This is a genomic window from Sphingobacterium sp. 40-24, assembly GCF_001899705.1.
Classification (GTDB): domain Bacteria; phylum Bacteroidota; class Bacteroidia; order Sphingobacteriales; family Sphingobacteriaceae; genus Sphingobacterium; species Sphingobacterium multivorum.
In genome coordinates this window covers 295,394-308,773 of record NZ_MKWH01000021.1, presented here as the reverse complement: position 1 = coordinate 308,773, position 13,380 = coordinate 295,394, and the positions used below count along the sequence as shown (strand labels likewise).

The window sequence follows — 13,380 nt, the reverse complement described above, 5'->3', positions numbered from 1 at the left end:
AAGCATACACCATCTTCAGAAAATACAAATCATGGAAATATTTTTCTTTGCGGGAATCGTGTTGTTATTGGTCATTTTGATCGTATTGGTATTAAAAAAGAATACCGATTCCAGTGCTGGTCCTGCATACAATAAAGAGGTTGAAACACTAAAAATTGAGCTTGCCAGATCGCAACAGCGGGAACAAAGTTTGCTGGAAGAACGCCTTATGCTAAAAAATGAATTGGATAAGGAACGGGAGAATCTTCTGGTCGCAGAGCGGTCTTTAGAAAGTACACGTTCATTTTATGAGGCGCAGCTCGATAAATTTCAGGAACAGAAGAATGAAATCGCCGAGATTAAACGGCAGTTCAACAATGAGTTTCAGGTTATTGCCAATAAAATATTGGAAGAGAAGACACAAAAGTTTACAGAGACCAATCATCGTTCCCTGGGGTTGATTTTGGACCCATTGAAGGAAAAAATCAAATTGTTTGAAGAGAAAGTCGATAAAAATTACAATCAGGAGGCAGCGGAAAGAAATTCTTTAAAGGGAGTTGTCCTTCAGCTGGTCGAACAGAGTCTTAAAATTAAAGACGAAGCCAATAGCCTAACCAAGGCATTAAAAGGGGATACCAAAAAGCAAGGCAATTGGGGCGAGGTAATTTTAGAGCGGGTCCTGGAGCGTTCTGGACTGATGCGCGATCGCGAATTTAGATTACAGGTGTCTCTTATGGATGCTGAAGGAAGAAGAATGCAGCCCGACGCGATTATCGACCTTCCTGAAGATAAACACCTGATTGTGGATTCAAAAGTTTCGCTGATTGCGTACGAACGTTGGGTCAACGCCGACACGGATGAGGATCGTGCAATTTTCGCAAAACAACACGTACAGTCTGTGGAAAATCACGTGAAAGAACTTTCCGCAAAAAACTACCACGAGTTGTATGGTATAGAATCGCCAGAATTTGTATTGCTATTTATGCCTATAGAATCGGCTTTGAGTATGTCTGTGGCGCAAAAACCGGATTTGTTTAGTGAGGCTTGGGATCGAAAAGTCGTTATTGTAAGTCCTTCTACATTATTGGCAACCCTGCGTACCATAGCAAGTATCTGGAAACAGGAACGTCAGACCAGGAATGTAATTGAAATAGCAAAGGAAGCCGGGAGCCTTTACGATAAATTTGTGAGCTTTCTGAACGATATGGAGCAGGTGCAGAATCAGTTGGAGCGCGCATTAAAAAGCCATGAAGATGCAACTAAAAAACTTTCTACAGGAGCTGGGAATGTGATTGGAAAAGTAGAGAAATTAAAACGTTTAGGAGCCAAAGCAAATAAACAGATCGATTCCAAATTTTTAGATGAGGAAGATTAACAAAAACGGGCTTGCCGAAAGGTAAGCCCATTTATAATTTTTAACCGTGCAAAGCAAAGCCTGCTCTGCTAACTTATGCTCGTGGTTCTGCTAAAGGTCTTTCATCCGTTTATTGATGGAAACATCCACATAGGTATCCTTTAAACGATCTACAGCTTCTTTTTGAACAGTGACATTGGTGTCTGATTCGTAATCATGAATAGTCCTTTGGTTTTGGACTTCGTTGTCATAAGGATCCTTTCCTGCCAAGAGCTTGACGATTACCGGAAGGCATTCGAGGAAGACAAAAAGCAACGCAATAAAAAATACAGCATTTGCATTGGACTCGTTAACCTTTCCATTGGCATCGTACCTTAGATTGCCCAGCGCAGAGTTGCGGTCTGCAAAACCAGCGACATTGACGGCGCTGTCCAAAGAAGCGTTGGATAAAACTTTTTGGTCCAATATCCCTTCAAATTTCTGTTTCTGGCGTATAGCGTTTTGCTGGGTCGTTATCTTGTTCCGTAAAGTGTCCAAATAGCCCTCTTTTTTCTTCAGCTCTTCTTCTTTCATTTTGGCATAAGGGCCATACCCCATGACACCGGACGTTTCAGTTGTTTTGTTACCGAATATCTCGTAGTTCAATTTTGTACGGTCATTTTTAATGCTGGATTCCAATGAGTCACGTTCTGTCGTGGTTGCTTTCAAAAGTGCAACTTCATTGGCATATTTCTTATTGAAAGTACTGTTGAGCGTGTCAATTTTAGCGCGTTGGTCGGCAAGAAACCGTACACGGAGGTTTTCCCGGATCTCTTTATCGAAGATTTTTAACTCCAATGGCCTAGAGATAACCAACCCGATCAAAATAGCCAATAAAATTCGCGGCAGGGCCTGCAGAAGCTGCATAAAGCCACTTTTGGATTTATTAATACTGAGCACAATATAGCGATCCATGTTAAATATCGCTAAACCCCAAATAATACCAAATACAATAGCTAAAAGCCAGTCAAATGTTCCCCCACTAAAGACGAAATACATGGCATAACCACCCGAAAGGCTGGCAAACAATCCCGTAAAAAAAATAGTAGCACCTATGGCTGTGTACTTACTATGTTCTTCCGGATATTTTTCAAGAGTTTCTTGATGTACCCCCGCACATCTCCAAAAGAAACGGTTAATATCGCTCATTAATATATTTTTACTCAAATTGACAGATTATTTTTAACAAGATTTATGAATAAGTTTTTGTTTTACAATAGGATGACTGTTTTCATGCTCCTTTGTAACGCCTCCCCCAGAAGACACAGCATTTGCCTAATTTTATTATCTTTGAAAAAAATCAGGAATAATCAGATAATATGAAGAAAAGACAACTTTTGCCATTCTTTGCGATAGTGGCAACTGCATTTGTTGGTTGTGAGGAAAAAAAAGTGATGACAGATAATCCTCTTTTATTGGCTTACGAAACCCCATTTAATGTACCACCTTTTGACAAGATCAAAACAGAGCATTTTAGGCCAGCGTTTGATGAAGCAATAAAAATACACAATTTGGAAATTGACACAATAGTCAACAATTCGGATAAAGCAACATTTCAAAATACGATAGTTGCCTTAGAAAATGCGGGTGGATTACTGAATAATGTATCAACTGTATTTTATAATCTCAATAGTGCCAATACGAATGACAGTATTCAGGCAATAGCGAAAGATCTGGCCCCCATCTTATCGAGTCATTCGGATGAAATCTCGATGAATACCAAATTATTTGACCGTATCAAAACAGTTTGGAGCAGCCGAAATACACTTGGACTGGACGAACAGGATAATAAACTGTTAGAAGAAACCTATAAGAGTTTTGTTCGTTCTGGCGCAAATCTAAAGGATGCGGATAAGGAAAAAATGAAAAAAATTAATGCTGAACTTTCAACATTAACAACACAATTCGGACAAAATTTGCTTGCTGAAACCAATGCTTATACATTGGTCGTTGATTCCGCGAGCCAATTGGAAGGCTTGCCGGAATCGTTGAAAACGGCAGCAGCTGAAGAAGCCTTAGCAAAAGGAAAGAAAGACAAATGGGTCTTTACCTTACAGAATCCGTCCATTATGCCCTTTCTTCAGTATGCAAAAAATCGTGAGTTGAGAAAACAGCTTTGGGAAGCCTATCAGTTGCGTGGCAATCAAGATAACACCAACGATAACAAGGCAATCATTCAAAAAATTGTTAATCTCCGTCTTCAAAAAGCAAAATTATTGGGTTATTCTTCACATGCAGCTTATGTACTCGAGGAATCCATGGCGAAGAATCCGACCAATGTCTATGCACTGTTAAATAAACTTTGGACTCCAGCACTTGCTAAAGCGAAAGGCGAGGAGGCTGATATCGCACAGGAAATTAAAGCTGAAGGCGGCAATTTTGCTGTCGCTCCTTACGATTGGAGATATTATACAGAGATTATTCGCAAAAAACGTTTTGCATTGAATGAAGACGAAATTAAACCTTATCTGAGTCTTCCGGCAGTTCGTGAAGGAGCATTCGGTGTCGCCAATAAATTATATGGTTTGACATTCGTAGCCTTAAACAATGTCCCAACCTACCATAAAGACGTAGAAGTGTATGAAGTTAAAGACAAAGACGGTTCACATTTAGGTCTCTTATACGCTGATTTTTTCCCGCGCGAATCAAAAAGAGGCGGTGCCTGGATGACTTCTTATCGTAATCAGTCGACAAAAGATGGAAAACGTGTTGCTCCGGTAATTTCCATCGTATGCAATTTCACAAAACCGGTGGGAAAAAATCCTGCCTTGTTGACATTTGATGAAGCAACTACCTTGTTCCATGAGTTTGGACATGCGTTGCATGGTCTTCTTTCCAATGTAAGATACCGCTCAATGGCCGGAACTTCTGTACCACGTGACTTTGTTGAGTTACCTTCACAAGTGATGGAAAATTGGGCAGCAGATCCAGAGGTATTAAAAACATATGCTAAGCATTATAAGACGAAAGAAGCGATGCCAGATTCATTGATTCAGAAAATGGAAAAGGCCGGTACCTTTGATCAAGGATTTGCAACCGTTGAATACCTTTCTGCTGCGTTGTTAGACATGGATTATCATGCTACCACAAAAGAAATTTCAAAAGATATTAATGGCTTTGAAAAAACGGCAATGAAAAAAATAGGTATTATTGATGCTATTATTCCGCGCTATAGAAGTACATATTTTCAACATATTTTCGCAGGTGGGTATTCTGCAGGTTATTATGCTTATATCTGGTCTGAAGTATTGGATTCGGATGCTTTTGCAGCTTTCAAGGAAAAATCATTGTACGATCAAGTGACAGCAGATTCTTTCCGTAAGAATATTCTTGAAAAAGGAGGTACAGATGATCCTGCTAAGATGTACCGTACGTTTAGAGGTGCGGATCCAGATCCAAAATATCTATTGAAAAAGAGAGGTTTGAACTAATACTCACTTATCAAAAAAAAGGCGATATAGAAATATATCGCCTTTTTTTTGTTCAGGTACTTGTTATTCTAAAAACTATTCTTACATTTGAATATTATTTATAATGAGTCTAAATAAATAAATAAAGATGCTATGTGTGACACAAAAATTCTAAGCCAAAGAGGAGATACCCATATTAGTGTTTGCCATAAGTGTCAGACCTATTATATCTGGCAACAAAGTTTTGTACTGACATTTACGAAGAATAAATTCTTCGACTTCTTGAATATTACGAAAAGTAATGGTGATGAACTCTTTTTTAGCACATTTCCAGATGGTGAATTTCGATTGATCATGAAAACACCTTATCCAGATATCGTATTTTCATTTGACGAAGAACAATGGCAGAATTTCAGAGATGCGCTCCAAGAATCTTATTACATGAATGAGTTTTATGGAATGCTGAATAATTAAGATAAAAAGTCCTGTTGCATCGCTTGTGTTTCATCTCTCTTTCCTTATGCGTTGACAACAGGCACAAACAAAACCCTCAGTTATAGCTGCATAAGTGTACGCAACTATATCCTGAGGGTTCTTTTTTACCTATATATTGATTACTCGCCTATCGCGTAATATTTAAAATCAAGGTCTTCAAGTTCCTTACGGTTCAATAGTTTACGGCCATCGAACACAAATGCAGGCTTTTTCATGTGCTCCTTGATTTTGGCCCAGTCATAATTCTTAAATTCATCCCATTCAGTCAATACTGCAATTGCATGTGCATCATTGCAAGCCTCATAGGCGGTATTGACCACCTTTACCAAGGCCCTGTTTTCTTCCGAAGATCGGGTGTTCAGATAATCGAGGTCGGCATAGATGCGTTCGGCAGAAACTTTGGGGTCATAGACCGTGATTTCAGCTTGTTCACTCAATAGATAATCAGCCACATAGATCGCCGCAGATTCACGCGTATCATTCGTGTCTTTTTTGAATGCCCAGCCTAAGAAAGCAATCTTTTTGCCCGATACAGTATTATACAATGTTTGGATAATGTTGTCCGCAAATCGCTGTTTTTGATAATCATTCATCAAAATCACCTGATCCCAATACTCGGCAACCTCTGTGAGACCGTAACTCCGTGCGATATAAACTAAATTGAGGATATCTTTTTGAAAACAAGAGCCTCCAAAACCTACAGAAGCTTTCAGAAATTTGGATCCAATTCTGGAATCCATACCGATCGCCTTGGAAACTTCATCTACATTCGCGCCTGTTTTCTCGCATAGTGCCGAGATGGAATTAATGGAGGAGACACGTTGTGCTAAAAAGGCATTTGCGGTTAGTTTTGACAGTTCAGACGACCAAAGGTTCGTTGTGAGAATCTTGTCGCGACTTACCCAATGTGCATAGATATCGACCAATGCAGCAATAGCTTCATCATTCTCTCCACCTATAAGCACGCGGTCCGGATTGATTAAATCCTGTATCGCTGTTCCTTCAGCCAAAAATTCAGGGTTGGAAAGAATATGGAAATTAACACCATTACCCGTGTTATCCAGGATACTTTTTAAAGCTGCCGCTGTGCGAACGGGTAAAGTCGATTTTTCAACGACAATTTTGTCGTTTTTGGCAACCGCTGCGATCTGCCGTGCACAAAGTTCAATATACTTTAAGTCCGCAGCCATCCCCTTGCCTTTTCCGTAATTCTTAGTCGGTGTATTGACCGAAATAAAAATCATGTCGGCCTCGTCGATAGCTTTTTCGATATCGGTTGAGAAAAACAAATTGCGATGACGCGCTTCCGCAACAATCTCTTGTAAACCGGGCTCGTATACAGGAAGGTTATCGAGATTTTCATCATTCCAAGCCGCGATACGGGCTGCATTGACGTCGACGATCGTAATCTCAATATGTGGACATTGCTTTGCAACAACTGACATGGTAGGTCCACCAACATAACCAGCACCGATACAGCATATTTTCTTGATTGTTTTGCTCATTTTGATTATCTTAATCAGCTATAAATTGAAGAACAAACTTAGATAAATTGCTTTTGATATGCAATACAAAGCACAGCATATCAAAACAATTTATTTATAGGAGCTGGCTCATCACTTGTTCTGCTTTCTATTTGCATAATTGCCCTTATGCAATGCTATTAAAGAAGCCATTTCGTAGTGGAGATGCAAAAGATTTATTCTAATTTTACATTAAAAAAGAAACGTTTTGATAAAGCAGGAAGTTATTGATAAGGTACTGGAAACAGCACGGATAGAAGAGGTGGTGGGAGACTTCGTTGATTTAAAGAAACGGGGAACTTCTTTGATCGGAAATTGTCCTTTTCACCATGAAAAGACACCTTCCTTCCACGTTTCTGTTTCGAAGGGTATCTATAAGTGTTTTGGTTGTGGTGTCGGTGGGGATTCCCTCAAATTCGTCATGGAACTGGAAAAGTTCTCATACCCCGAAGCCATTCGTTATTTAGCCGATAAATATTCCATTCAAATTGAAGAAGTCGAGCGTTCTCCAGCCCAGCTTGCCGCGCAGGATAAACGGGAAAGTCTATATGTGCTAAGCGCTTGGGCCAGTAAATTCTTCGCCGAGCAACTCTGGAAAACTGAAATGGGGCAGGTGATCGGACTCAACTATTTCAAGGAGCGCGGCTACCGTGAGGATATCATCAAAAAATTTGAATTGGGTTATTCGCCTGAGGAATGGACGGCATTGGTCGATAAAGCACAGGTAGCGGGTTTTCACCCAGATTATTTGGCCGCGAGTGGTTTGGCTATTGAACGCGATGATAAATCTTTATATGATCGTTTCCGTGGCCGGGTCATGTTTCCGATTCATAACCTTACAGGCCGTGTCATTGGCTTTGGTGGGCGGACACTAAAGACCGACAAAAAAGTCGCCAAATATGTAAACTCTCCTGAAAGCGAAATCTACCATAAATCCGATGTACTGTATGGATTGAATTTTGCCAAAAAAGCAATTATGGAAGAGGATAATTGCTACTTGGTAGAGGGGTATGCAGATGTTCTTTCGGTACATCAAGCTGGAGTCGAAAATGTTGTTTCCTCCTCGGGAACTTCGTTGACAACAGGTCAGATCAAGCTTATTTCCAGATTCACCAAAAATGTGACCATACTGTATGATGGGGATGAAGCGGGGATCAAAGCCTCCCTACGCGGTACAGATATGCTGCTCGAAGAAGGCTTAAACGTGAAGGTGCTGCTTTTTCCCGACGGTAATGATCCCGACTCTTACGTGCAAAAGTTTGGTGCCACGGCTTTTAAAGATTATGTCAAATCCAATCCGCAGGACTTTATTTTCTACAAAACGAATATTCTGCTTCGCGATGCCAATAACGATCCCATAAAAAGGGCCGAGGTTATTCGCGATGTGGTCGAAAGTATTGCATTGATTCCCGATGAAATTAAGGTTTCTGTTTTTATCCGCGAATGTAGCAGCCTTTTGGATATCGAAGAGCGTATTTTGTTGGCTGAACTCAACAAGATTAGGCTCAATAGAGCAAAGAAGGCGGATAAGGATGCTGCTCGTAAAACTCAGAGTCCGCCGCCAAATACAGGGATGCCCCCTTTCGGAATGGACGGGCCACCGCCGGATTTCTTTATGACAGATGATGAAAGGGCGGGATTACCTCCCATAGAGTCTGTAGAACAGCCTGCACAGCTGACTTCGGAAATTCTCCAGGAACGTGAGATCGTCCGAATTTTAATCAACTATGGTGATTATCTGGCAACCTGGGAAGGTGACGGTGATATTCCAGTTGCAGGATTGCTATTGGGAAATATCAGCGACATTGAATTTAAGGATAAAGCTGCGGCTTATATTTTAAACGTCTATAGAGAAGCTGCGGAAAAATACGAAATTCCAGATACGAAACAATTCTATTCAAACTCTGACCCTGCTATAGCAGATTTGGCGATCAATTGCGTTGCCAGTAAATATTCGCTCAGCGAAAATTGGAATGACGATAAGCGTAAAATTTATGTAACGCAAGAATACGAACATCTAAAACAACTTGTCGTTACAGCGATCTATCGGATCAAGAAACGTAAGATTGAAGCTGAAATGCATCATATTCGTGAAGAAATGAAACATGAACAAGATGTGGCCAACCTGGAAGTCCTTATTTTTAAATATCAGAAATTAAAAGAAGCCGAACGCCTATTGGGCGGCTTTCTGGGCAACACTATTGTAAAGTAATCTTTGATATGGCAAAGCATCTTGAAACGGGCGAATGGGGCGAGCAGATGGCCATGGAATACCTCGTCAAGATAGGCTATAAAATAGTGTTAAGAAATTGGCGATTTAAGAATTTAGAAGTAGATTTGATTGTCGTGGACAAGGATACCTTGGTATTTGTTGAAGTAAAAACGCGGTCGGGAACGGATTTCGGCGAACCTTACGAATTTGTGGATCGCAAAAAACAGCGTCTACTGATTCGTGCAGCTCAGGCTTATATTCTTAAAACAGGTTATGTCGGTGAAGTCAGATTTGATGTTGTCGCAATAACAAAATCTCCCAAAACAGCACTCAATCATATCAAAGATGCGTTTTGGGATAGTTGAGGATACGTACTTATAAATAACTATACATAGATGAGAAAAATAACTTATTTTATGGCAATTGCAGCACTAGCTTTTGCTTCTTGTAAGTCAAAAAAATCAAGTTTGGAATTTGCCTCTCCTGGAGCAAATCAAGCTGTTTTAAAAGGTGCTCAGGTCCAATTGAAATTGAAATTTGAATCTGTATCAATGGACTCTGTGGCTTATTTTGTAGATGATAAACATGTAGGGTCATCAACAGATACAACGGCAATTACGGTTGATACCAAAGACATGGCCTATGGTACACGTAATATTTCCGCCCTGGTATACAGTGCTGGAAAACCGGATTCTGTTTCAAGTACATTTTATGTTGTACCTGAAAATGCGAAGAACTATGGTTTTGAGGTGGTCAACAAATACCCGCACGATACCACAGCTTTTACGCAAGGGCTACAGTTTGCTGATGGTATTCTCTACGAATCCAATGGCCGTTATGGAGAGTCCAACTTGAGAAAGGTCGATCTAAAAACAGGTAAGATACTCAAGGAGATCAAATTTGATGAAAAGACTTTTGCCGAAGGAATGACATTGGTAGGTAATAAGTTATTTATGTTAACTTGGCAACAGGGAGAAGGATATGTCTTTGATAAAAACTCTTTTGTCAAGGAAAATTCCTTTAAATATGAAAATAGTAAAGAAGGTTGGGGCTTGACCTACGATGGGCAGCATTTGATAAAGTCTGACGGATCCAATAAATTGTTCTTTTTAGATGCAACGACCGGTAAAGAGCTAAATGCTATCGGAGTTTACGATGAAGCTGGACCAGTGGATGAACTTAATGAACTGGAGTATATAGACGGCAAAGTCTACGCAAATGTCTATCAAAAAGATGTTATTGTTATTATCAATCCTCAAACAGGAGCGGTAGAAGGACGGATTAATCTTGTCGGTATCTATGAGCATACTTCCGCTTATGACAATGAATTGAATGGAATTGCTTACGACCAAGCTGGAAAACGTCTTTTTATAACAGGGAAGTTATGGAATACATTATTTGAGATCAAGACAGTTGAAAAATAAATGAACTTCAAGTCTTGATCCTTCTTCGTAAGGTCGACAGTATTGCAAGTTCGTGTAAAATTAGAAGGGGTTATTCAAAAGATTGGATAACCCCTTTTTCATGCAACTTTATACGTATTCCGATGCCACAATTTTAGAGATTCAATTCTCAACGGGTCTGATTTGGCTTTTTGGGCATTTTCTTTTTTATTGGCCCCATCCTTTTTTGAGGTATGGATGTTATCGTATGAGGCATGCAATTCAATCTTTTGTATAATGACACCTCAAGGGCTGAGACAGATTGCTTTTAGAACTGTATGGAGCGAATGAAACATTATGGCGAGCAGATCTCCGGGAGCGTGCTTCTCTAATAAAGAAGAGCAGAGTTTACCCGACATCAATATAGCTGATGGTTATATGCTATTATTGATGGCTGATTTCGCTAGAGTAGGCAGTTATAAAAGGAAACTAGAAATTCTTTTCAGCCAATAGAAGCAAAATAGTTGAAGCAAAAAAAGGGATGAAGTTTGAAACTCCATCCCTTTTTTTATATTGATTTTATTTCGATTAATAAATCGGAGTAAACATCCAAGTATCGTCAAAACGAGATGAACCGTTAAGTCCAGTCGTGATGTAACCGTTGTTTCCTACAGCGAAACCAACAGCATCTTGGCGTGCTGAACCAGCGAAAGCGCCGTTATCATTCGTCCAGTAGTCACCAGAAATATTATATTTCCATGTACTGTTGATTACTGCATTTTTGTAACCACCAACAACGAATGGCGTACCATTGATTGCGAAAGCAGAAGCATTTGAACGAGTCAAATCGTAAGTATATGAATTATCAGCTCTATTGATATCGTTCAATTTAGTCCATTTGCTACCATCAAATTTATAGAAATCTTTTGGGTAAGAACCGTTAGAAATACCACCACCTACATAAGCTACATTGTTAACAACAAAAGAGAAAGCTGCCTTTCTTTTCGCTGAAAAAGGAGCATCACTGATTGCTTGCCATGTATTCGCCGCAGGATCATATTTGTAGAACTCATTGGTATTTGTTGTTCCACCACTAACGACAGTTTCACCTGTTCCAACATAAGCCGCACCGTTTAAAGTAAAAGCGACTGCATTAGACAAAGCAATAGGAAGTGGAGCAATGCTTGACCAAGCACCTTTTCCGCCGTTAGCTGTAGGGTCAAATTTGTAGAAATCTGTTAGGTTGTTTGTTCCATCATTTCCACCACCAACATAACCGACATTACCAATGGAAAAACCGATGGCACCGTTTCTCTCAACACCTGTGAAAGGTGCTTTTTCAGCCCAAGTATCTGATGCTGCGTCATACGCATACGTGTCTTTCACGCGGAATGGTTTACCACCAGCGTTACTTGCTAGACCAGTAGTGACATATGCAACGTTATTTATCAAAAAGCTAGCAGCAGATGAAGTTTGTGGCCCTTTAAAAGCAGCTTTTGCAAACCATTCATCTGATTTGGTTGTGCTGTCGTCACTTTTTTTACAAGAAGAGATAGTTGTAACTGTAAATACAAAAGCTAATAAAACGAGTAGCCAATTTTTCTTGTTCATAAATTATTGAAATTTAGTATAAAGGATGTTTAATTTAATTTTCGGATCATTTTCATTATCTTTTGCCAATATTAATCTATTTCCAGTTGAAAACAAACCCGATGTTGGTAAAGATAGATATAATGAAGTATTATTGTATGCTGTTGTTTTAATTTTTGTCAAATATTCAATCAAATTGAATGTATAAGTACCATTAGAACCAAAATCATTGCCGCGCACTAATGTCGCCTGTTGCGTTGTTGTCGAATATGGAGACGTTAACAAACTGATCGGATTCCCATTATTACTTGCCACCATTAAAACCAAACTTTGAGGCTGATCAAAAATACTTGCGGCGCCATTAGGGACTTCAATGACAAGCTCTGCCTTATTAATCGCAATGGATGGATTGTTCACCAATTCTAATAACGTTGGAAACTCAATTTTTGCTACAACACCAGTTGAGCCCTCTAAAAATACATTTCCATCAGTTTGTTGACTCGCAAGTTGAGGATTTTTTAAGGTCAACGGTGCAAATTTTGTTGCAGAGCGATCCGCTTCAATTTGATTGTACTGGTAAGCTTTGTTGTCAATGGAAAAATATTGTTTGCCAACAGATTTTGTACCTTCATTATTCAGGAATGAATAATGGACCTGTAAAAATACAGTGTCTTTGAATCCAATAACTGCCGTATTGCTATTGTCAGGGACAAGTGCCAATCCTTTGAAATACTCTTGGAAACTTGTACTATTTTGAATCCGGTTGTCATTATTTTTGATCATTGTAAACAACTCATTGCTAATGCTGTTGTTGAATCTAAAAAATAAAGAATCTGCCGATTGTATACGCGGTTTAAAGGAAAGTTGTGCCAATGGCGTATTTTCATAAGCAAACTTTTGTTTACTGAATATTGCCGCAGAAGTGACAAAAACAGGACGTTCATCAACAGGTTTGGTTAAATCAATCTGTGTTTGCGTAATTTCTTCTGTGACACGGTGTACTGCTATCTTTTGTACTTTCGTTGTATCACCGTAAAAATATTTGTTTGGCTTTAATACCAAGGTCACAGAATCCAAGGTAGCATCATCAGGTATAGAAGCATTACTTATCGTTCCTACTCCTAGGCGCATATAAGCTGTAGACTTCATGCTACCCGTAACAGCATTGCTATTCTTTCCTACGAGCATTGTTCCAGTAGCAGAAGTCGGAATATCGTCCAATTGATAAGTCGAAACTTTGGCGGAAACCGTATCAATTGGTACTAAACCGATTGTTTCATCTCTTGAACTATCCAATGAGAGCGAAATGTCTTTATTACAACCAACAAAAGCGGCCAATGTAAAAAGTGGAAGTAAAAGTTGAATACTACGTCTCTTAAAGTCTTTAATCATATTA

The 13,380-nt window shown here is 39.4% G+C and carries 10 protein-coding genes; 6 read left to right on the top strand and 4 right to left on the bottom strand.

What is annotated here, in order from left to right; translation table 11 throughout:
* Nucleotides 1-31: 31 nt before the first annotated feature.
* Entirely contained in the window at nucleotides 32-1,354 is a 1,323-nt protein-coding gene (locus tag BGP15_RS08115) for a DNA recombination protein RmuC (protein WP_046672705.1), read from the top strand.
* 90 nt (nucleotides 1,355-1,444) lie between these two features.
* On the opposite strand, the gene BGP15_RS08110 is transcribed toward BGP15_RS08115, so the two are convergent.
* Nucleotides 1,445-2,521 carry a DUF4407 domain-containing protein gene (locus tag BGP15_RS08110; protein ID WP_286769188.1) on the bottom strand — a complete coding sequence of 359 codons (1,077 nt, stop codon included), beginning with the start codon at nucleotides 2,519-2,521 and terminating at the stop codon, nucleotides 1,445-1,447.
* A gap of 170 nt (nucleotides 2,522-2,691) precedes the next feature.
* On the opposite strand from BGP15_RS08110, the gene BGP15_RS08105 reads away from it, so the two are divergent.
* Nucleotides 2,692-4,803, top strand: a complete 2,112-nt coding sequence (locus tag BGP15_RS08105; protein WP_286752774.1) for a M3 family metallopeptidase — start codon at nucleotides 2,692-2,694, stop codon at nucleotides 4,801-4,803.
* Nucleotides 4,804-4,935: 132 nt separating this feature from the next.
* Nucleotides 4,936-5,256, top strand: a complete 321-nt coding sequence (locus BGP15_RS08100) for a hypothetical protein (RefSeq protein WP_046672702.1) — start codon at nucleotides 4,936-4,938, stop codon at nucleotides 5,254-5,256.
* A gap of 140 nt (nucleotides 5,257-5,396) precedes the next feature.
* On the opposite strand, the gene BGP15_RS08095 is transcribed toward BGP15_RS08100, so the two are convergent.
* Nucleotides 5,397-6,782, bottom strand: coding sequence for a nucleotide sugar dehydrogenase (locus tag BGP15_RS08095; protein WP_286752773.1), 1,386 nt, complete (start codon nucleotides 6,780-6,782; stop codon nucleotides 5,397-5,399).
* 226 nt (nucleotides 6,783-7,008) lie between these two features.
* Between BGP15_RS08095 and dnaG the strand changes: the two genes are divergently transcribed.
* From dnaG to BGP15_RS08080, 3 genes are read left to right on the top strand one after another with little or no spacing between them, the layout of a single operon-like run.
* Nucleotides 7,009-9,012 (top strand): DNA primase, encoded by a 2,004-nt coding sequence (gene dnaG / locus BGP15_RS08090; RefSeq protein WP_286769187.1) that lies wholly within the window; start codon nucleotides 7,009-7,011, stop codon nucleotides 9,010-9,012.
* Nucleotides 9,013-9,020: 8 nt separating this feature from the next.
* Nucleotides 9,021-9,377: a YraN family protein gene (locus tag BGP15_RS08085; RefSeq protein ID WP_046672699.1), complete on the top strand. Its 357-nt coding sequence runs from the start codon at nucleotides 9,021-9,023 to the stop codon at nucleotides 9,375-9,377.
* Between the two features lie 30 nt (nucleotides 9,378-9,407).
* Nucleotides 9,408-10,436 (top strand): glutaminyl-peptide cyclotransferase, encoded by a 1,029-nt coding sequence (locus BGP15_RS08080; protein WP_286769186.1) that lies wholly within the window; start codon nucleotides 9,408-9,410, stop codon nucleotides 10,434-10,436.
* A 546-nt stretch (nucleotides 10,437-10,982) separates the two neighbouring features.
* Here BGP15_RS08080 and BGP15_RS08075 read toward each other — a convergent pair.
* Together BGP15_RS08075 and BGP15_RS08070 are read right to left on the bottom strand one after the other, a co-directional pair.
* A complete protein-coding gene (locus BGP15_RS08075; RefSeq protein WP_046672697.1) occupies nucleotides 10,983-12,005 on the bottom strand; it encodes a Kelch repeat-containing protein in 1,023 nt (340 codons plus the stop codon).
* Between the two features lie 3 nt (nucleotides 12,006-12,008).
* Nucleotides 12,009-13,376, bottom strand: a complete 1,368-nt coding sequence (locus tag BGP15_RS08070; protein WP_201640011.1) for a DUF4270 family protein — start codon at nucleotides 13,374-13,376, stop codon at nucleotides 12,009-12,011.
* Between the last annotated feature and the right edge of the window lie 4 nt (nucleotides 13,377-13,380).

Coding starts and splice junctions, on each gene's coding strand:
- BGP15_RS08105 (WP_286752774.1), top strand. CDS start 2,692: ATGAAGAAAAGACAACTTTTGCCATTCTTTGCGATAGTGGCAACTGCA.
- BGP15_RS08075 (WP_046672697.1), bottom strand. CDS start 12,005: ATGAACAAGAAAAATTGGCTACTCGTTTTATTAGCTTTTGTATTTACA.
- BGP15_RS08085 (WP_046672699.1), top strand. CDS start 9,021: ATGGCAAAGCATCTTGAAACGGGCGAATGGGGCGAGCAGATGGCCATG.
- BGP15_RS08115 (WP_046672705.1), top strand. CDS start 32: ATGGAAATATTTTTCTTTGCGGGAATCGTGTTGTTATTGGTCATTTTG.
- BGP15_RS08070 (WP_201640011.1), bottom strand. CDS start 13,376: ATGATTAAAGACTTTAAGAGACGTAGTATTCAACTTTTACTTCCACTT.
- BGP15_RS08095 (WP_286752773.1), bottom strand. CDS start 6,782: ATGAGCAAAACAATCAAGAAAATATGCTGTATCGGTGCTGGTTATGTT.
- BGP15_RS08080 (WP_286769186.1), top strand. CDS start 9,408: ATGAGAAAAATAACTTATTTTATGGCAATTGCAGCACTAGCTTTTGCT.
- BGP15_RS08110 (WP_286769188.1), bottom strand. CDS start 2,521: ATGAGCGATATTAACCGTTTCTTTTGGAGATGTGCGGGGGTACATCAA.
- BGP15_RS08100 (WP_046672702.1), top strand. CDS start 4,936: ATGTGTGACACAAAAATTCTAAGCCAAAGAGGAGATACCCATATTAGT.